Here is a 20,180-nt window from a genome sequence, read left to right as displayed (position 1 = left end):
GCCCCACCAAGGTAGTGCCCCGTCAGGGGGTCCGGGAGAAGACGGCCACGGTTCGTCCGGGAACGTCGAAGGTGCCGGTCCGCACGTGGTAAGAGGCGGACTTGACGACGGTGTCCGCGCCGCCGGCCTGCACGGGGTGCAGTGCGTACGGCGTGCCCCGCAGGTCCGGCACGCGCTGTTCCTGCGCCCGGGGGGTCGCGTTGAGGACGACGACGAGGTCGCCGAGCTCCATCGTGATCACACCGGGTGTCTCGTCCCTGCCGGACAGCGGGAACGACAGCTTCGACTGCACCTGTTCGGTGGTCGCGAGCCCGAAGGCGCTCTCGCCGCCGCGGATCCGCAGCAGGTCCCGGTACGCGGCGGAGGCACCCTCGATCTGCGGGCAGCCCACCTCGACGGACGTCAGCAGCGGCTTGCCGAAGGGCCACTTGGGCGCGTTGTCGGCGGCCGGCGGCAGCCCGCGCCCGAAGCCGTTGCCGTCTTGGCAGTCCCAGTGGATCGCGTTGAACCAGTCGCCGCTGTCGTAGGAGTTGCGGTCCAGCGACTTCGAACGCAGCAGGTCGGTGCCCGCCTGGGAGAGCGCAGGACCCTGCGAGAGGGTGGCCGTCGCCATGGCGAGGACCTGCATCCGTGCCCGGTCGGCCGCCGAGGTGTCCTTGGGCAGCTTGAACGCGAGCGCGTCGAACAGCGACTCGTTGTCGTGCGCGTCGACATACGCGAGGGCGTCACCGGGCGCGTCCGCGTATCCGGCGGGCGCCCCGTTGTAGTCGACCTCGGAGCCCTTGACCTCCTTGCCGGCGGTGTCGGTGAAGGTGTAGCCGGCGAGGTTGCCGGTCAGGCCCACCTTGATCAGGTCCTGGTAGTGCAGCAGGCGGGCCTTCTGCTCGGCCGGGGTGCCGTTGCCGGCAGCGGAGTTGGGGTCGGTGTAGAGGCCGGACGCGAAGCCCTGGACACCGGGGTCCTCGTCGAAGGGTCCGCCGCCGCGCACGGCGTCGCGGGCCCGGTCGGAGAAGGTGGCGACGCCGGTTCCGGCCATGTTCTTCTGGGTGGCCTGCACGAAGCGGGCGTCGTCGGCGACCTCGCCGAAGTTCCAGCCCTCGCCGTAGAGGACGATCTTTTTGCCGTCGACGCCGTCCTCGGCGGGGGTGAGCGCGTCGAGGGCCTTCCTGACGGCCAGGATGTTGGCCTTCGGGTGGTGGCCCATCAGGTCGAAGCGGAACCCGTCGACCTTGTACTCGCGGGCCCAGGTGACGATCGAGTCGACGACCAGTTTGCCCATCATGGTGTTCTCGGTGGCCGTGTCGGCGCAGCAGGTGGAGGTGGCGACCGTGCCGTCGGCGAGGAGGCGCTGGTAGTAGCCGGGGACCACCTTGTCGAGCACGCTCGTGCCGGCCTGCCCGTCGGCGGACGTGTGGTTGTAGACCACGTCCATGACGACCCGCAGACCGTCCTCGTTCAGCGACTTCACCATCTGCCGGAACTCGACCGTGCGGCGCGTCCCGTCGGGGTCGGTGGCGTACGAGCCCTCCGGCACCGTGTAGTGGTACGGGTCGTAGCCCCAGTTGTACGCGTCCTTCGCCGCGCTCTTCGCCACGCACTCCTGCTGCTGGTCGGAGTCGGCCGCGTAGGAGGCGAGGTCGCAGTCGGGGACCGCCTGGTCCGCCTTCCTCTCCGGAATCGTGGCGATGTCGAAGGCGGGCAGGAGATGGACGTACGAGGTCCCGGCCCCGGCGAGCTTCCTGAGGTGCTTGGAGCCCGCGCTGTCCTTGTCGGTGAAGGCGCGGTAGGTGCCCTTGTCCTTCGCCGGGACGGTCTTGTCGTCGACGGAGAAGTCACGGATGTGCAGTTCCTGGATCTGCGCGTCCTTCAGCGGCACTGCTGCGGGCTTCTTGAGGCCCGACCAGCCGCCGGGGGCCAGTGACTTGTCGGCCAGGTCGACCACGAGGCTGCGCTCGGAGTCCGCGGTGAGGGCGACCGAGTAGGGGTCGGTGACCTTGTTGGTGACGACCTGGCGGACGCTGGGCGCCCACACCGTGACGACGTACCGGTAGGGCTTGTTCTTCCAGGACGCGGGCCCGGTGACGGACCAGACCCCGGTGGCGGAGTCCCGCTTCATGGCGACGGTGCCGCCGCCGATCTCCAGGGAGACCTCCTGCGCGGTCGGCGCCCAGACGGCCAGGGTGGGACGGCCGCCGCGGAACGTCGGCCCGAGGCCGGCCTTCTTCGCGGCCGTGCCGTACACGTCGTCGAGCACACCGGCGATCTGCACGCCGGTCGCCGCGAGGACCGCGCCGTTGGCGGCCCGCCCGGAGGCGACCAGTTGCCCGCGCAGGGCCTCGCGCACCCGGTCCCGGTCGCGCGGGTCCACGGACCAGGCCGTGTAGTCCTTCAGGTGCGGGAACGCAGCCTTCTGGGCGTCGGTGAGCGTGGTCCTCCCCAGCCGCAGCCACCGCTCGTCCTCGCTGGTCAGCGTGCCGTTCTCGGCCTTGATGGTGCCCTTGCGCGAGTACAGCAGCTGGGTCGACGCGGCGCTCTCGTCGCCGTTCCAGGCAACCGTGTCCCGGTCGATCCACACCGCCTCGGAGGTGGTCAGGTCGAGTGCGGCGGCGCTGCCCGCGGGCTGCGGCAGGAGGTGCTTCTCCTGGCCGGCGAGCAGCCACACCTCGTGACCGTTCGCCGTGAGGTCGAGCGACCGGTCGGTGGGCAGGTCCTTCTCGTCGCCCTTGTGCAGGATGTAGCTGAGGCTCGTCGCGCCCTCGGCGAGCGGTACCTCGTAGACCGCGCCGTACGTGTCGGTGCGCACCGGTTCCAGAGGCTTGGACCAGTCCGTGGGGTTCGCGGCGCCGGTCCAGGCGTGCAGGCCCCAGCCGTCGTACTTCCCGTCGGCACGCTGGTAGTGCAGGACCGCCTTGGTCTTGTCCGGCGCCGGATAGTCGGCGGCCGGCTTCTCGGTCCGTACGGCCTCCTTGCCCTGCTCGACCCAGACCTCACCCGTCCTCGTGACGTCGATCGTGCGGTCGGCGGAGACGTCCTTGGTGCCGTCCTCGTCGATGACAAGGAAGTTCACGGCCGAGGCGCCCGGCTTGAGTTTCACGTACGCGAAGGCGCCGTAGGCGTCCCGGCCGGTGAAGTCGTGGCCCTCGGGCCAGGTGGTTTCCTCGCCGTCGGCCAGGTCGCCCCAGGCGTACAGCCGCCAGTCGGTGTAGTCGGCGTCCTCGCGCTTGTAGTGGACGATCGCGTGGTCGCGCGAGGAGACGGTCGGCACCTCCGGCGCGGGCGGGGTGCCGGTGGTGGAGGCGGCCGTCGCGCTCGCCGTGCGGCCCGCCGAGTCGATGACGACGGCCTTGTAGCGCAGGGCGGTGCCGGCCGGCACGTCCTCGCCGACGACCTGGGTGACCGTGTACGGGGCATGGTCGGCGGAACCGAGCGTCCGCCACTTCCCCGCACCCACCTGCGCGGCGAGGACGACCCTGTTGAGCTGTCCACCGTCCACGTCGGCGGTGATCTCGACGGTGCCGGTGGCGCCCGCGGCGGGGGCCTTCAGGGTGACGGCCGGCTCGGTGGCGGGCGCGGCGAGCCGACCGGCGGCCTTGTAGACGACGGAGGAACCGGCCGGAACGGTCACGGCGACTCGCCCGTCGGAACCGCTCTTCAGCGACTTCCCGGTTCCGTGGATCCCCCGGAAGGTCATGTCCGCCGACCCGGTCGCGAAGGTGGCGCTCTTCGCCTCGCCCGCGTTGTTCACGGCGACGACGTACTCGACACCGGTCTTCGCGTCCGTGCGGGAGAAGGCGTAGACGCCGGCGCCGTCGGCCGCGTACCGCTGCGTCTGTACGCCGTCCGCGAGGGCCGGGTTGTCCTTGCGGAGCTTCGCGAGGGCGGCGATCTGCCGGTACAGGGGCGCGCTCGTGTCGTACGCGTCCTCGGCGTGCGTGCGGTCGGTGCCGAGCCGGTCGTCGTCCAGGTAGTCGGCGGTCCTCGACGCGAACATGGTCTGGCGGGCGTCCTTGTCGCCGCCCGCGCCCGTGAAGCCCTGCTCGTCGCCGTAGTAGACGACGGGGTTGCCGCGGCCGAGGAACATCAGCTCGTTGGCCAGCTTGTCCTTCTTCACCAGCTCGGCGTCGGACGCGCCGGGGTTGTCCTGCTTGAGGAACGTGCCGATGCGGCCCATGTCGTGGTTGCCGAGGAAGGTGACCTGCTCGTACGCGTTGGCCTTGTCCGTCGTGTACTTGTGGTCGTCCCCGAAGACCGAGGCGAGCCGCTGCGCGCTGCCGCCCTGGGAGGCGTACGCCCGTGCCGCGTCCTGGAAGGGGAAGTCCAGCGTGGAGTCGAGGCGGCCCTCGGTGACGTACGGGGAGGTGATCGACGTGTCGGCCGAGTACACCTCGCCGAACATGAAGAAGTCGTCACGGCCGTGCTTCGACGCGTACGCGTCCAGGGCGGTGGCCCACCGGGTCCAGAACTCCATGTCGACGTGCTTCACGGTGTCGATCCGGAAGCCGTCGATGTCGAAGTCCCGCACCCACCGCTGGTAGATCCTCTCCATGCCGGTGACGACCTCGGGACGCTCGGTCCACAGGTCGTCGAGCCCGGAGAAGTCGCCGTACGTGGAACTCTCGCCGGCGAAGGTCGAGTCGCCGCGGTTGTGGTACATCGACGGGTCGTTGAGCCAGGAGGGCACTTTGGTGTTCTTCTTCGCGGGGGCCACGACGGGCGTGCGCGGGAAGGAGCCGCTGCCGACGGCGGGGAACTCCCGTTCCCCGTCCGCGTGGTCGGCGTCGTCGAAGGGCTCGCCGTCCTTCGTCAGATACGGGAAGGCGCCCTTGGAGAGGTAGGAGTAGGACTTCTCCTCGTGGTCGACGACGTCGGCCGTGTGATTGGTGATGACGTCGAAGAAGACCTTCATGCCCTTGCCGTGGGCCTTGTCGATCAGCCGCTCCAGGTCCGCGTTCGTACCGAAGTGCGGGTCGACCTGTGTGAAGTCGGTGATCCAGTAGCCGTGGTAGCCGGCCGAGGCGTCGGCACCGGCGCCCTGCACCGGCTGGTTCTTGAAGATCGGCGCCAGCCAGATGGCGGTGGTGCCGAGGTCCTTGATGTAGTCGAGCTTCTTCGTCAGGCCCTTGAGGTCGCCGCCCTGGTAGAAGCCCTTGTCGGTGGGGTCGTAGCCCGTGTCGAGCCGGGAGCCGGTGAGGCCGCCCTTGTCGTTCGCCGTGTCGCCGTTGGCGAACCGGTCCGGCAGGACGAAGTAGAACTGCTCGCGGGTGAGGTCGTTACGGGCGGGCGTCCTGGCCAGGGCCGCGTCCGACGGGGGTGCGGGCGGGGTCGCCGCGCGGGCGGCGAGGGGCTGGACGAGCGCGGCGGCGAGGGCGGCCGCGGCGATGACCGCGGTCCGTCTGCGACGCGTCGTGCTGGGCGCGGACCGTCTCGGTATCACAGGCCTGACTCCTTGCGGTGGGATCGGCGTGACGCTATCCCCGCCGAAACGCTTTCTGCAAGAGTCTTGCAAGGACTGGAAAGAGGTTTCAGTCGCCGCCCGAAAGACCGCGCGGTTCCCCGCGCCCCTTCGAGGGACGCGGGGAACCGCGGCGAGCACCCCACCGGCCTGCAGGCGGGTCAGCAGGTGGGTCAGCAGGCGGACTTGCCCGTGTAGACCGCCAGCGCGGTGTTCGCCGCGAGCGTCGCCGTGAGCTGGCCCGAGCCGTTCACCGTCACCGTCGCGCCGGCCTGCACGTTGCAGTACGTGCCGGCCGCGAGCGAGGTCTGGTAGGTGCGGGTCAGCGAGGACGACTCGTGGTTGATGGCCACGAAGCCCTTGGTGCCCCGGCCGAACGCGATCGCGTCACCCCCGTTGTCCCACCAGTTGGTGAGGGACTGCCCCCGCACGGCGTTGCGGAAGGCGACCATCGAGCTGATCTCCGGCCAGGCATGCTGGCACTTCCATCCGTCCTGCCAACAGGCGCTCACCGAACCGCCGTTGGGCGGCCCCGCGTCCGTGGACGAGAACTCGTACCCCGAGTTGATGTCGGGCGCCCCGTACGGGTACGCCAGCATGAACACGTTGGCGAGGGTGTAGTTCGCGTTGTCCTTGTAGCTGAGCGTCGACCCGTTGCGCTCGGTGTCGTGGTTGTCCACGAAGACCCCCGAGACTCCGCTGCCCATATAGCCCCAGCCCTCGCCGTAGTTCTTCAGGTAGGCGAGGTTCTCGTTGTTGAAGACGCGCTTGAGGTCGAACGCGTACCGGAACTCCTGGACGTCCCCGGTCCCGGTGTACTCGGTCGGCTGGACCGCCTCACCGGCCCCGTAGATGGCCTCCTGCTTCCAGTACGCGGACGTGTTGCTCAGCCGGCCCTTGATGTTGGCGAGGTCGGCGGCCGGGATGTGCTTGGCCGCGTCTATGCGGAACCCGTCGACACCCAGCGACAGCAGGTCGTTCAGGTACTTGGCGACGGCGGAGCGGACGTACTCCTCGCCGGTGTCCAGGTCGGCGAGCCCGACGAGTTCGCAGTTCTGGACGTTGGCGCGGTCCTGGTAGTTGCTGATCTGCGAGGTGCAGTTGTCGAAGTCGGGCGAGGAGTACAGACCGGGGTAGTCGTACTTCGTGTAGGACGAGCCGCCCGTACCGGTGCCGCTGCCCGCCGACATGTGGTTGATCACCGTGTCGGCGACGACCTTCACGCCTGCCGAGTGACAGGTGCTGACCATGTTCTGGAAGGCCGTACGGTCACCGAGGCGCCCGGCGATCCTGTAGCTGACGGGCTGGTACGAGGTCCACCACTGCGCGCCCTGTATGTGCTCGGCGGGCGGGGAGACCTGGACGTATCCGTAACCGGCCGGGCCCAGCCGGTTGGTGCACTCCTTGGCCACGGACGCGAAGTTCCACTCGAAGAGGACGGCGGTGACGTCCTTGGTGCCCGGTGGGGAGGCGTGGGCGGTGCCCGCGGGGACGACGAGCGCGGCGGCCGCCACGGCGAGCGCACAGGACAGAGCTCTCTTGGCCATGTGGGGGTCCCTTCTCCGTTGAAGGTTCTTGCTGCAAGATTCAACAGCAGTGCGGTGCCGCAGATCGTAGAAGCCCGCCTCCCAAAGGGGAAGGCGGGCTTCTGGAATTTCCTGAAAGTTCTTGCAGGAAGGGTCGATTGGTGGTGGTTGGTGAACGGTCAGCCGGCGATCCACCACACGGTGGTGTCGGCGGACAGCCGCGCCGTGCCGTCGTCCGTCACGGTCACCTCACCGCTCGCGAGCAGTACGCGTCCGTACGCGGGGACGCTCACCGCCTCGCTCCGGGTGTTGGTGGTGCACGTGAACGCCCCGCGGCGGAAGGCCAGGACACCCTCGGGCGCCGTCAGCCACTCCACCCGGTCGCCCGCGCCGAGGTCGGCCCGCTCACTGCGCACGGCGAGCGCGGACCGGTACAGCTCCAGGGTCGAGCCCGCGACGCCGGTCTGCGCCTCGACGCTCAGTTCGCCCCAGCCGGCCGGCTGCGGGAGCCAGCTGCCGCCGCTGCCGAAGCCGTACGACGAGCCCTCGCGGTTCCACGGGATCGGCACCCGGCAGCCGTCCCGGAACCCGTCCTGGCCCGCGCCGCGGAAGTACGCCGGGTCCTGGCGCACCTCGTCCGGCAGGTCGACGACGTCCGGCAGGCCCAGCTCCTCGCCCTGGTAGAGGTACGCGGACCCGGGCAGCGCGAGCATCAGCAGCGTCGCGGCGCGGGCCCGGCGCAGGCCCAGCGCGCGGTCCCCGGCGAGGCGGATCTGGGTGCCGAGCCCGGCCGGGTTGGCGAACCGCGTCGTGTGCCGGGTCACGTCGTGGTTGGAGAGCACCCAGGTGGCGGGGGCGCCCACGGGACGCATCGCGTCGAGGGTGCGGTCGATGCAGGACCGCAGCTCCTGGGCGTCCCAATGGGTGCTCAGATACTGGAAGTTGAAGGCCTGGTGCAGTTCGTCGGGGCGCACGTAGTTGGCGGTGCGCTCGATGGTCGGCGTCCACGCCTCGGCGACGAAGATGCGGTCGCCCGAGTACTCGTCCAGTACGAGGCGCCACTGGCGGTAGATCTCGTGCACACCGTCCTGGTCGAAGAACGGCATGACGTCGTTGCCCAGAAGCTTGAGCTGCTCGTGGGATCCCAGGTCCGGCAGCCCTTCCGCCTTCACCAGACCGTGTGCCACGTCGATGCGGAAACCGTCGACGCCCATGTCGAGCCAGAACCGCAGGACCGAGCGGAACTCGTCGCCGACCGCCGGGTGGGTCCAGTCGAAGTCGGGCTGCTCCGGCGCGAAGAGGTGGAGGTACCACTCCCCGGGGGCGCCGTCCGGCTCGGTGACCCGTGTCCAGGCGGGGCCGCCGAAGATGGACTCCCAGTCGTTGGGGGGCAGTTCGCCGTTCTCGCCCTTGCCGGCGCGGAAGTGGTAGCGCTCCCGCGAGGGCGAACCGGGCCCCTCGGCGAGGGCCCGCCTGAACCACTCGTGCTGGTCGGAGGAGTGGTTGGGGACGAGGTCGACGATGATCCTGAGGCCCAGCCCGTGCGCGTCGCGGATCAGCGCGTCCGCGTCGAGCAGGTTGCCGAACATGGGGTCGACGGCCCGGTAGTCCGCCACGTCGTAGCCCGCGTCGGCCTGCGGCGAGGCGTAGAAGGGGCTGAGCCACACGGCGTCCACGCCGAGGTCGCGCAGGTACGGGAGTCGGGCACGTACGCCCTCCAGGTCGCCCATGCCGTCGCCGTTGCTGTCGGCGAAACTGCGGGGGTAGACCTGGTAGATCACCGCGTCGCGCCACCAGTCGCGGCGGTCGGCGACAGTGGCGAGAGCGGAGTTCGGCGCCGGGTCGGCGGAGTGCTGCTGGCTCATGGCTTCCTTGATACGTAACGGAGGTAGCGTCCCGTCAGGGGCGCGGGGAACTGCGCGACCAGCCACGACGGGGCCGCGGACAACCAACGGTCTCAGCGGCCGACGTCACCCCTTCGTGCCGCCCGCGGTCAGGCCGGTCACCAGATTCTTCTGCACAAGGTAGAAGAACGCGGACACCGGAACGGCCACCAGCACCGCGGTGGCGGCCATCAGGTTGCGCTGCGCGTCGTGCTCGCTGACGAAGCTCTGCAGTCCGACCGCGAACGTGTACTTCGTGTCGGACAGCATGAACGTCGAGGCGAACGCGACCTCGCCGAACGCGGTGATGAAGCTGTAGAAGGCGGCGACGGCCAGCCCCGGCTTGGCGAGGGGGAGGATCAGCCGGAAGAACGTGCCGAAGGGCGACAGGCCGTCGACGCGCCCCGCCTCGTCGATCTCGAAGGGGATGGTGTCGAAGTACCCCTTGAGCAGCCACGCGCAGTACGGCACGGCGGTCGAGCAGTAGACGAGGATCAGGCCGAAGTAGTTGTCGATGAGCTGGAGTTCGCTGAGGATCTCGTACATCGGGACCATCAGCACGGCGACCGGGAACATCTGGGTCACCAGCAGCACCCACATGAACTTCCGGTAGCCGGGGAACCGCATGCGCGAGACCGCGTAGCCGGTGGTGGCGGCCACCATGACGCCGATGACGGTCGTGCCCAGCGACACGACGAGCGTGCTCCGCAGCCAGTCGAAGAACGGCGTGTGCTGCAGCACGAACGTGTAGTTGTCGAGCGTCATCTTGCCCCAGATGCCTCCGGGGTGCAGGTAGTCGTCCTTGTCCGGGCCGAGGGACAGATAGACCAGCCAGGCGATCGGGAAGAGTGCGATCAGGCTCGCGACACCGAGGATGCCGTGCGAGGTCAGGGTGCCGGCGCGGCTGCGCTCGCCGCGCCTTACGGTCGTGGTGCTCATGGGGGCTCCTGCCTCAGGCCGCGAGCTGCTGCTCATTGCGGGCCAGCCAGCGGCGGTAGACGGAGGTGAAGACGATCAGGATGGACAGCAGCAGGACGCCGTACGCGGCGGACTGCGCGTAGTCGCGCGGCTGCTGCCCGAAGCCCAGTTGGTAGGCCCAGGTGACGAGGATCTGCGCGTCCGGCGCGGTGTCGCCGAAGAGCAGGAAGATGATGGCGAACTGGTTGAACGTCCAGATGATGCCGAGCAGCACGACGGTGGAGCTGACGGACCGCAGGCCCGGCAGGGTCACGTGCCGGAAGCGCTGCCAGGCGTTGGCGCCGTCCATCTCGGCGGCCTCGTACAGAACGGCGTCGATGGACTGCAGGCCGCCGAGGAGCGAGACCATCATGAACGGCACACCGCACCAGGTGTTGACCATGATCGCGGCGAACCGCTGCCAGAAGGTGTCCTCCAGCCACAGCGGCGACGGCAGGTGCACCGCGTCGAGCACGGTGTTGATGATGCCGCCGTCGGCGAGCATGAAGCGCCAGCCGAAGACGGTGACGAAGGTCGGCACGGCCCACGGCAGGACGAGTATCAGCCGGTAGAAGGTGCGGCCCCGCAGCTTCTGGTCGAGCAACAGCGCGAGTCCGAGCCCGATGGCGTAGTGCAGCAGCACGCACAGCGCCGTCCACACGATCGTCCAGATGAAGTGCGACCAGAACCGGTCGTACGCGGTGGGGCCCCACAGGATGTCGGCGTAGTTGTCCAGGCCGACGAACTCGTAGGTGGCGTCGATGTGGTTGACGCCGATCGTGCGGGCCGAGTTGAGGCTGGTGGCGTCGGTGAACGTCAGGTAGACGCCGCGTACCAGCGGATAGAGCACCAGCACACCGAGGACGACGACCACCGGGGCGGTCATCACGTACGCGTACCAGTACCTCTGGTACGCGTGCTTCAGGCGCTGGAGCGGGCCGGGGCGCGGGACCCGGTCACCGCGGCGCTTGCCGGTCGCGCGGTCGATGGCGACTGTCATGGTTCGACACCTTCTGGAAAATCAACGGTTGGGCGCACGTTCTGGACGGTCACGGTCACGGTCGCGGCCCGTCGGGAGCCGGCCACGGGCCGTTCGCGGGCACGGCCGGTGGCCGCCGGACGGTCCCGTGGGGAACGGTCCGGCGGCCACCCGGGCTCACTTGCCGAAGTCCGGGACCAGCTTGGCGATCGAGGTCTCCGCGTTGTCCAGGCCCTTGTCGAGGGACTCCTTGCCGCCGGCGATCTTCGGCAGTTCGGTGTCCAGCGGACCCCACAGGGAGCTGTACTCGGGCAGCGCCGGGCGCGGCTGGGCGGCGGAGAGCACGCCCTGGTAGCCGGCGATCCCCGGGTCGGACTTGACCTCGGTGGTGTAGGCGTCCTCGCGGGTCGGCAGCGTGGAGTTCTTGAGGGCGACGGTCTCCTGGGACTTCGCCGACGTCATGAACTTCAGGAACGTGAGCGAGGCCTTCTGGTGGGCCTTGTCCGAGCCCGCGTACACGGACAGGTTGTGGCCGCCGGTCGGGGCGCCCGCCTTGCCGGTGGAGCCGGCCGGGACGGTGGCGATACCGAGGTTGTTCCTGTCCTTGAAGGCCGAGCCCTTGTAGAAGTTCGTGATCTCCCACGGGCCCTGGATGATCGAGGCGACCTTGCCGTTGACGAAGGCGTCCTGGATGTGGGCGTACGCGTCGGCGGTGGTGTCGGCCTTGTGCAGGCCCTTGCCGTCGAACAGGCCCTGCCAGGTCTTGTAGCCCTTGACCGCCTCGGGCGAGTTGACGGTGATCTTCTTGGCCTCGGCGTCGACGGTGTCGGTGCCCTCGCCGTGCAGGAAGGACTGCGCGTAGTAGGCCTGGGTGGAGCCCCAGTAGCCGTCGACGCCCGTCTTGCCCTTGACGGTGGCGGCGTCCGACTTGAGGTCGGCCCAGGTGGTGGGCGCCCCGTCGAGGCCGGCCTTCTCGAAGAGCTTCTTGTTGTAGACCAGCGCGAGGGTGTCGGTGACCAGCGGCACCCCGTACGTCTTGCCCTCGTACTTGGCCTGCTCGATCAGGCTGGGCTGGAACTTGTCCTGCTCCGCCAGGGCCTCGGTGCCGTCGAGCGGCAGGAAGAAGCCCTTCTTGGCGAACGCGGGGGTCCAGCCGACCTCGGAACGCAGGACGTCCGGGGCTCCCTTGGAACCGGCGGCGGTGTCGAACTTGTTCTGTGCCTGGTCGAAGGGCACGTTGACGTACTTGACCTTGATGTCCGGGTTGGCCTTCTCGAATTCCTTCACGAGGGCCTTGTACGTCGGTGCCTCGTTGGTGGCGTTGGACGTGTCCCACCACGTGAGGGTGACCGGGCCGTCCGCCTCGCCACTGTCGTCGCCGTCCGAACCGCAGGCCGTCGCCGTGAGGGCGAGGGACGCCACCAGTGCGGTGGCCGCTATGCCACGCCGCATGAGTTCTCCTTGAGGGTGAAAGCCCGTGTGCACGAGGGGGCGGCCCCGTCCGCCGTCCCCACCGAATTCGCCGACCGCACCGTTGCCGCCGCCGGGCGACGTGAACGTAACAGCGATGTAAGCGGCGCGAAAGACCTTGCAGCAAAAAAATGCAAGACCGGCCGACAGTTACCCCGCCGTAATCTCCTCTCGACCGCCCCGAGGCCTTGCCGCAGGCCGGTTCACCGGGGGTGCGGCCGTCGTGCAAGACTCTGCAAGCTCTTGCCATACCGGTCCGTCGCGAGGATCATCGGCCCCTCGGTGCCTTGCAGGACCCACCCCGTCCGCACGGGCGCCCGCGGCCGACGACGACCACCCAGCCGACCAGGATCACGAGGGAACGCGATGACGCAGCAGCCCGGAGCGGGCCGTCCAACTGCCCGTACACGGCGTTCGGTCGGTGGGCAACGCGATTCCCGGCCGGTACAGTCCCATCCCGTGACCACACGGCTTGCCGACATCGCAGCGCAGGCGGGGGTGAGCGAAGCGACCGTCAGCCGCGTACTGAACGGGAAGCCGGGCGTCGCCGCCACCACGCGCCAGTCCGTTCTGGCCGCCCTCGACGTGCTGGGCTACGAACGGCCCGTCCGCCTGCGCCAGCGCAGCGAGGGGCTCGTCGGGCTGATAACCCCCGAGCTGGAGAACCCCATATTCCCGGCCCTGGCCCAGGTCATCGGCCAGGCGCTGACCCGGCAGGGCTACACCCCGGTCCTCGCCACCCAGACCCCGGGCGGTTCCACCGAAGACGAGCTGACCGAGATGCTGGTCGACCGGGGGGTCGCCGGCATCATCTTCGTCTCGGGGCTGCACGCGGACACCTCCGCGGACATGCAGCGCTACGAACAACTGCGCGGTCGGGGAGTGCCGTTCGTCCTCGTCGACGGTTTCTCGCCGAAGGTGCAGGCTCCCTTCATCTCACCCGACGACCGTGCGGCGATGGCCCTCGCGGTCACCCACCTCGTCTCGCTCGGCCACACCCGGATCGGTCTCGCGCTCGGGCCCAAGCGCTTCGTCCCGGTGCAGCGCAAGATCGAGGGCTTCGTCCGCACGATGCAGGACCTGCTGGGCCTGGCCACGTCGGACATCGAGGAGCGGCTGGTCCAGCACTCGCTGTACACGCTGGAGGGCGGGCAGGCGGCCACGGCGGCGCTCATCGACCGCGACTGCACGGCGATCGTCTGCGCGAGCGACATGATGGCACTGGGTGCCATACGGACGGCGCGGCAGCGCGGCCTGGAGGTCCCCGACGACATCTCCGTGGTCGGCTTCGACGACTCCCCGCTGATCGCCTTCACGGACCCGCCCCTGACCACGGTCCGCAAGCCGGTCCCGGCCATGGGCCAGGCCGCGGTGCGCACGCTGCTGGAGGAGATCGGCGGGACGCCGGCGCCCCACAGCGAATTCGTGTTCATGCCGGAACTGGTGGTGCGCGGATCGACCGCTTCGGCCTCCGGGGACCGCGGTCGCGCGTAGCGGCGGCGCCGTCATGCCCAGGACGTAGTGCTCCACCTACCCCGGGCGTAGAACGTGCGGGCAGGACCCACCCAAGGGATGATCGGTGGGGAAAGGCTCATCTGGCAGACTCTGTCCCTATGGGTGAGAGCACCGTGACGACACTGGAAGGCCAGGAGCAGGCCCCTCCACAGCCCGTCGCGGACGAGGCGCACGTCAGCGCGGGACACCGTCTCCTGCGACGGCTGCGCGCGCCCCGCCGCCCACGGCTCTGGTTCGAGGTCCTGCTCGTCGGGGCGAGCTACTGGACGTACTCACTGATCCGCAACGCGGTCCCGGAGCAGCGGTCCCAGGCGCTGGAGAACGCCGACTGGCTCTGGAGACTGGAGCACCACCTCGGCATAGCCGTCGAGGAGTCGGTCAACCATGCCGTGAACTCGGTGACTTGGCTGATCGTCGGCATGAACTACTACTACGCGACGCTGCACTTCGTGGTGACCATCGGCGTCCTGGTGTGGCTCTACCGCAGCCACCCGGGCCGGTACGCGGCGACGCGCACGGTCGTGTTCGCCACCACGGGGGTGGCCCTGGTCGGCTACTACCTGTACCCGCTGGCCCCGCCGCGCCTGATGACCGGCAACGACTTCGTCGACACGGTCGTGGTCCACCGGACCTGGGGCTCGATGGCCTCCGGCGACCTCAAGAGCGTGTCGAACCAGTACGCCGCGATGCCCTCCATGCACATCGGCTGGTCGCTGTGGTGCGGCCTCACGATCTTCGCGCTGGCCTCGGTCCCGTGGGTGCGCGTCCTGGGCCTGCTGTACCCCACCGCGACGCTGGTGGTCATCGTCGCCACGGCCAACCACTTCTGGCTGGACGCCGTCGGCGGGATGGCCTGCCTGGCCTTCGGCTACGGGGTCGCCAGGCTCTGGTACGGCGCCCTCCCCCACGCGCTGCCGCGGTCGGTGCCGGACCGGGACCGTGCGGCGCGGATCAGACGACCCGGCCCGGATCGCCGGTCAGCGCGGCGGCGGTCAGGGTGAGGTGCTGGACCAGGACCGCGGCCGCGGTGTCGGCGTCGCGGGCCAGCGCCGCCTCCTCCAGCCTGCGGTGCTCCTGCGCGCCGTCCCGGCCGGGGGCGCGGTGCGCCGACCAGCGGCGGGCCAGCTCGCTCGCGGTCCACAACCGGTCGAAGGTCTCCAGCAGTACGGGGTTGCCGCAGCCCTCCAGCAGCGTGCGGTGGAACGCCCGGTGGGCCTCGGCCCAGGCGTCGGTGTAGTACTCGCCCTTCTCCGGCAGGTACGCCGGGGTGCGGACCAGGCGATGGTGGGCGGCGCGCACCCGCGCCTCCCAGTCGACGTCGCCGCGCTCGACGGACATCCGCAGCACGGCCGGTTCGACGGTCCGGCGGGCCTCCGCGATCTCCTGCCACCGGCGGTCGGAGTAGGACGGGACCGTGAACCCGCGGTTGGGCAGCCGGTCGGCCAGCCCCTCACCGACCAGCCGCACGAGCGCCTCGCGCACGACGGCCAGACTCACCCCCTTCTCCTTGGCCAGGTCCTGCGGCTTCAGGGCGGCACCGGGGGCATGCTCTCCGCGCATGATCGCGTCCCGTAGGTGTGCGTGGACCTGCTCGGAAAGCATCTGCTTCCCGGAGGGAGCCGGGCTGTGAGGCGTGACGGTCATGACCTCAGCATAGACGATTCTCTCGATAATCGATTATTGGTGTTACTGTCGATTCCGTACCGCGGCCGACCGACGACATCCTTCGTCGGCCCCGCGGCCCGGAAAGGAACATCGCGTGCGCACCGACGACCTCTTCGCCCGCCTCCCCGAGGCGGCGTCCTTCACCGTCACCAGCACCACCGTCGCCGACGGGGCCGCCTGGCCGCCCGAGCAGCTCGCCTCGGGCCTGCCCGGCGGGAAGGACCTCTCCCCGCAGCTGTCCTGGAGCGGCGCTCCGGACGGCACCAGGAGCTACGCCGTCACCGTCCACGACCCCGACGCCCCCACCGGGTCCGGGTTCTGGCACTGGGCGGTCGCCGACATCCCCGCCACCGTCACCGAACTGCCCGAGGGCGCCGGCGACGACTCGGGTCCGGGCCTGCCCGAAGGCGCCTACCAGCTGCCCAACGACGCCCGCCTGGCCCGCTACCTCGGCGCCGCCCCGCCGGCCGGGCACGGCCCGCACCGCTACTCCGTCGTGGTGCACGCCCTCGACACCGCGTCCATCGGTGTCCCGGCCGACGCCACCCCGGCCGTCCTCGGCTTCACCATGGCCGGTCACATCCTCGGCCGCGCGGTGCTGACCGCCACCGCCGAGACCCCCGCCTGACAGTGCCCCGCGATTCCCGGGAGAACCGACCGTGACACACCTCGACCACCGTCCCCACGCCGTTCGCGCCGGCGACGGCCCCATGGACCTGGGCGCCGTCCGCGAAGTCGGCGACGCCGTCAACTCGGCGCATCTGTTCACCTACCTCGTCCCGGAAGGCGCCGAGGCGGCGGCCGGGTTCGGGGTGACCGACCGCGGACCGGCGTACCTGGCGTTCCGGTCGGCCGCGATGGGCGCGGTCACCTGGCAGGTCGTGCTCGCGGCCTTCTACAACTTCAGCCCGCGGGCGGTCCGGGCCATGGCCGGCGTCTGGGACGCCGCGCCGCCCGAGCGGTGGCAGGCGGCCCGCTTCCTGGCCGCCGGACGCGCGATGCGGCGGGTCGGCGCGCACCTCACGGCCGACCGGCTCGCCGAGGCACGCTCGCTGATCGACCCGGTCGTCGCCGGCGCCGACTACGCCGGCAAGGTGCTGGCCGCCGCGAACGCGTCGGTCGCGCTGCCGGCCGATCCGCTCGTCGCGCTGTGGCAGCAGATCACGGTGGCGCGCGAGTGGCGCGGCGACGCGCATCTCGTCGTGCTCGCCGACAACGGTCTCGGCCCGTGCGACTGCCTCGTCCTGCACACCGCGACGGGCCGCCTGTCGACAGCTCTCGCACGGGCGACCCGCCGGTGGGACGACGCGGAGTGGGCCGCGGCGACGGCGCGTCTCGCCGCGCGCGGCTGGCTCGGCCCCGACGGCGTCGTCACCGACGCCGGCAGCGCGGCGCGCGAGCGGATCGAGGCGGAGACGGACGAGCACTGCGCCGCGCTGTGGGCACCGATCGGCGCCGCGGGCGCCCGCCGCCTCGCCTCGCTCGTCGCGCCGATCACCGACGCGTTCACGGCGGCGGGGACGTTCCGGGGCGTCCGTCCGGCCCGAACGTCTTGAACGCGCGGTTGCGGCCCTGGCTCCGGACCCGGTTCCGGACCGGATTCCGGAGCCAGGGGCCCCGCCGTCACCCCGAGTAGAACAGCTCGTCCACGACCGCGCGCGCCCGCCGCGTCGTCCGCCGGTAGTCGTCGAGCATGTCGCCCACGTGCCCGGGGCCGTATCCCAGGTACCGGCCCACGGCCGCCAGTTCCCGCCCGTCGGACGGGAACGTGTCCCCCGCCCTCCCCCGCACGAGCATCACGGCGTTGCGCACCCGGGTCGCCAGCACCCATGCCTCGTCCAGGGTGGACGCGTCCTCCTCCGGGATCAGCCCGGCCGCCAGGGCCGCCGCCAGCGCCTCCCGCGTACGGGTGGTGCGCAGTCCCGGCTGTGAGGCCCCGTGCCGCAGCTGCATCAGCTGAACGGTCCACTCCACGTCGGACAGCCCGCCCCGCCCGAGCTTGGTGTGCAGCGTCGGGTCGGCCCCGCGGGGCATCCGCTCGGACTCCATCCGCGCCTTCAGCCGGCGGATCTCCCGCACGGCGTCCTCCCCGAGCCCGTCCGCCGGATACCGCAGCGGATCGGCGAGTTCGAGGAACTGCGCCCCCAACTCTGGGTCCCCCGCGACGACTTCGGCCCGCAGCAGCGCCTGCGACTCCCAACCCAGCGACCACCGGCGGTAGTAGGCCTCGTACGACTTCAACGTCCGTACGAGCGGCCCGGACTTGCCCTCGGGCCGCAGGTCGGCGTCGATCAGCAGCGGCGGGTCGGCGCTGGGGATCTGCAGCAGCCGCCGCATCTCGGAGACGACGGCGCCCGCGGCGCGGGCGGCCTCCTCCTCGGCCACGCCCGCCCGGGGCTGGTGCACGAAGAGCACGTCCGCGTCGGACCCGTAACCCATCTCGTGGCCGCCGAACCGTCCCATGCCGATGACGGTGAAGCGGGTGGGCAGCTCCTCGCCCCAGCCGTCCCGGACGACGGCCCGCAGGGTGCCGGCGAGCGTCGCCGCGGTGAGGTCCGAGATGGCGCCGCCGACGAGGTCCACCAGCGCGCCCTGGTCGGCGTTGGCGGGCGTCTCCTCGGTGCCGTACGAGCCGACGATGTCGATGGCGGCCGTACGGAACAGCTCCCGCCGCCGTACGCCGCGCGCCGCGGTGACCGCGGCCTCCCCCGTGCCGGCCCGTCCCACCGCGGAGAGGATCTCCTGCTCCAGGTGGGCCCTGGTACGGGTGACGAGCCCGCCGCCGGTGCCGTTGCCGAGCAGGGCCACGGCTTCGGGCGCCCGCATGAGCAGGTCGGGGGCGAGCCGTCCGGCGGACAGGACCCGGGCGAGGTTCTCGGCGGCGGCCCCCTCGTCCCGCAGCAGCCGCAGGTACCAGGGGGTCTTCCCCAGCGCGTCGGAGACCTTGCGGAAGTTGAGCAGCCCCGCGTCGGGGTCGGCGGAGTCGGCGAACCAGCCCAGCAGGACGGGCAGCAGGGTCCGCTGGATGGCGGCCTTGCGGGAGACGCCGGAGGCCAGCGCCTCCAGGTGGCGCAACGCGGCGGCGGGGTCCGCGTAACCGAGCGCGACCAGCCGTTCCCGCGCCGCGCCGGGGCTCAGCCGGCTCTCGCCGGGCGCGAGCTGGGCGACGGCGTCGAGCAGCGGCCGGTAGAAGAGTTTCTCGTGCAGGCGCCGTACGACACCGGCGTGGCGCTTCCACTCCCGGTTCAGCGAGGTGACGGGATCGTTGCGCAGGCCGAGCGAGCGCCCCAGACGCCGCAGGTCCGCCCCGTCCTCGGGCACGAGGTGGGTGCGCCGCAGCCGGAAGAGCTGTATGCGGTGCTCCATGGACCGCAGGAACCGGTAGGCCTCGTCGAACTCGACGGCGTCGGCGCGTCCCACGTACCCGCCCGCGGCCAGTGCCTTCAGGGCGTCGAGCGTGGTCCCGCTGCGCAGTGACGTGTCGACGCGGCCGTGCACCAACTGCAGCATCTGCACCGCGAACTCGACGTCCCGCAGTCCACCGGGCCCGAGCTTCAGCTCCCGCTCGACCTCGGCGGGCGGAATGTTCTCGACCACGCGCCGCCGCATCCGCTGCACGTCGGTGACGAAGTTCTCCCGCTCGGCGACCTGCCACACGAGCGGCGCCAGCGTGTCGACGTACTCCTGGCCCAGCTCGGCGTCGCCCGCGACGGGCCGGGCCTTCAGCAGGGCCTGGAACTCCCAGGTCTTGGCCCACCGCCGGTAGTAGGCGAGGTGACTGCTGAGCGTCCGCACGAGCGGCCCGTTGCGTCCCTCGGGGCGCAGGTTGGCGTCGACGGGCCAGATGGATCCCTCGACGGTGGTCTCGGAGCAGATACGCATCAGATGGGCCGCGAGCCGGGTGGCGGCCCGCAGCGCCTTGGCCTCGTCGGCGCCGTCCACGGCCTCTCCGACGAAGATGACGTCGACGTCGGACACGTAGTTCAGCTCGTGGCCGCCGCACTTGCCCATCGCGATCACCGCGAGCCGGCACATCGCGGCGTCCTCGGGCGCGGCCGCCTGTGCGAGGGAGAGCGCGGCCCGCAGCGTGGCGGTCGCGAGGTCGGCGAGCTCCGCGGCGACCTGTGCGATGTCGGTGGTGCCGCACACGTCACGGGCGGAGATGGACAGCAGGCACCGCCGGTAGGCGACCCGCAGCGACACCGGGTCGCAGGCCTCGGCGAGCCCGCGCTCGAACTCCGCGACCCCGGGGTGCAGGTCCTGCGGCTCGTACGTCACGAGGGCCTGCCAGTCGAGCGGGTGGCGCGCGAGGTGGTCGCCGAGCGCGTCGGAGGCCCCCAGCACCCCGAGCAGCCGGTCGCGCAGCGGCTTCGACGCGATCAGCGTGTCGAGCAGTTCGCGCCGCCCCGCGTCGTCCTCCTGCGCCTCGACGATCCGGACGAGCCCGAGCAGCGCCAGGTCCGGGTCGGCGGTGGCGCCGAGCGCGTCGAGCAGCACCGGGTCGTTCGTCACCGCCGCGAGCTCCGGGCTGTCGAGCAGCCGCTCGGCGGCCGACGGATCGGTGAAACCGTGCCGCAGCAGCCGCGAGAAGGTACTGCTCCTGCGCCCCGGCACCGTCATCCCAGGCCTCCGTCGTCCCACGCGATCGATCAAGGTCGTACGGCCATGAGCCTAACCGGAGAGGGCGGGGGAAGCGCATGGACGGTCTTCGTCGACTCGGTGGCGCCCGGGGC

12 protein-coding genes are annotated in these 20,180 nt (G+C 70.8%); 4 read left to right on the top strand and 8 right to left on the bottom strand.

From position 1 onward, the window contains the following. Positions 1 to 22 precede the first annotated feature (22 nt). From pulA to QFZ75_RS27705, 6 genes are all read right to left on the bottom strand, one after another. Positions 23 to 5,434 (bottom strand): pullulanase-type alpha-1,6-glucosidase, encoded by a 5,412-nt coding sequence (gene pulA / locus QFZ75_RS27730; RefSeq protein WP_307541133.1) that lies wholly within the window; start codon positions 5,432 to 5,434, stop codon positions 23 to 25. A 191-nt stretch (positions 5,435 to 5,625) separates the two neighbouring features. Continuing rightward, positions 5,626 to 6,999: an alpha-amylase family protein gene (locus QFZ75_RS27725; RefSeq protein WP_307541131.1), complete on the bottom strand. Its 1,374-nt coding sequence runs from the start codon at positions 6,997 to 6,999 to the stop codon at positions 5,626 to 5,628. A gap of 158 nt (positions 7,000 to 7,157) precedes the next feature. Continuing rightward, a complete protein-coding gene (locus QFZ75_RS27720; RefSeq protein ID WP_307541129.1) occupies positions 7,158 to 8,843 on the bottom strand; it encodes a glycoside hydrolase family 13 protein in 1,686 nt (561 codons plus the stop codon). Positions 8,844 to 8,948: 105 nt separating this feature from the next. Continuing rightward, a complete protein-coding gene (locus QFZ75_RS27715; RefSeq protein WP_307541127.1) occupies positions 8,949 to 9,800 on the bottom strand; it encodes a sugar ABC transporter permease in 852 nt (283 codons plus the stop codon). A gap of 13 nt (positions 9,801 to 9,813) precedes the next feature. Continuing rightward, entirely contained in the window at positions 9,814 to 10,818 is a 1,005-nt protein-coding gene (locus QFZ75_RS27710; RefSeq protein WP_307541125.1) for a carbohydrate ABC transporter permease, read from the bottom strand. A gap of 156 nt (positions 10,819 to 10,974) precedes the next feature. Further along, positions 10,975 to 12,249 carry an extracellular solute-binding protein gene (locus tag QFZ75_RS27705; protein WP_307541123.1) on the bottom strand — a complete coding sequence of 425 codons (1,275 nt, stop codon included), beginning with the start codon at positions 12,247 to 12,249 and terminating at the stop codon, positions 10,975 to 10,977. A 477-nt stretch (positions 12,250 to 12,726) separates the two neighbouring features. Between QFZ75_RS27705 and QFZ75_RS27700 the strand changes: the two genes are divergently transcribed. Next, complete coding sequence (locus QFZ75_RS27700) at positions 12,727 to 13,761, top strand: LacI family DNA-binding transcriptional regulator (RefSeq protein ID WP_307541121.1); 1,035 nt, start codon at positions 12,727 to 12,729, stop codon at positions 13,759 to 13,761. Positions 13,762 to 13,880: 119 nt separating this feature from the next. After that, on the top strand, positions 13,881 to 14,783 hold the full coding sequence (locus tag QFZ75_RS27695) for a phosphatase PAP2 family protein (RefSeq protein ID WP_307541119.1): 903 nt from the start codon (positions 13,881 to 13,883) through the stop codon (positions 14,781 to 14,783). Here QFZ75_RS27695 and QFZ75_RS27690 read toward each other — a convergent pair. Continuing rightward, complete coding sequence (locus QFZ75_RS27690) at positions 14,734 to 15,426, bottom strand: GntR family transcriptional regulator (RefSeq protein ID WP_307541117.1); 693 nt, start codon at positions 15,424 to 15,426, stop codon at positions 14,734 to 14,736. The two genes, QFZ75_RS27695 and QFZ75_RS27690, sit on opposite strands and share 50 nt — an antisense overlap. Positions 15,427 to 15,541: 115 nt before the next feature. On the opposite strand from QFZ75_RS27690, the gene QFZ75_RS27685 reads away from it, so the two are divergent. After that, a complete protein-coding gene (locus QFZ75_RS27685) occupies positions 15,542 to 16,075 on the top strand; it encodes a YbhB/YbcL family Raf kinase inhibitor-like protein (RefSeq protein WP_307541115.1) in 534 nt (177 codons plus the stop codon). Between the two features lie 82 nt (positions 16,076 to 16,157). Further along, positions 16,158 to 17,003, top strand: coding sequence for a hypothetical protein (locus QFZ75_RS27680; RefSeq protein ID WP_307544828.1), 846 nt, complete (start codon positions 16,158 to 16,160; stop codon positions 17,001 to 17,003). Between the two features lie 67 nt (positions 17,004 to 17,070). On the opposite strand, the gene QFZ75_RS27675 is transcribed toward QFZ75_RS27680, so the two are convergent. Further along, positions 17,071 to 20,067 carry a bifunctional [glutamine synthetase] adenylyltransferase/[glutamine synthetase]-adenylyl-L-tyrosine phosphorylase gene (locus QFZ75_RS27675; RefSeq protein ID WP_307541113.1) on the bottom strand — a complete coding sequence of 999 codons (2,997 nt, stop codon included), beginning with the start codon at positions 20,065 to 20,067 and terminating at the stop codon, positions 17,071 to 17,073. Between the last annotated feature and the right edge of the window lie 113 nt (positions 20,068 to 20,180).

It is taken from the genome of Streptomyces sp. V3I8 (assembly GCF_030817535.1).
In the GTDB taxonomy this organism is placed as follows: Bacteria; Actinomycetota; Actinomycetes; order Streptomycetales; family Streptomycetaceae; genus Streptomyces.
Note: the sequence above shows the minus strand (reverse complement) of the source record. Positions and strands in the feature narration are given on the sequence as shown.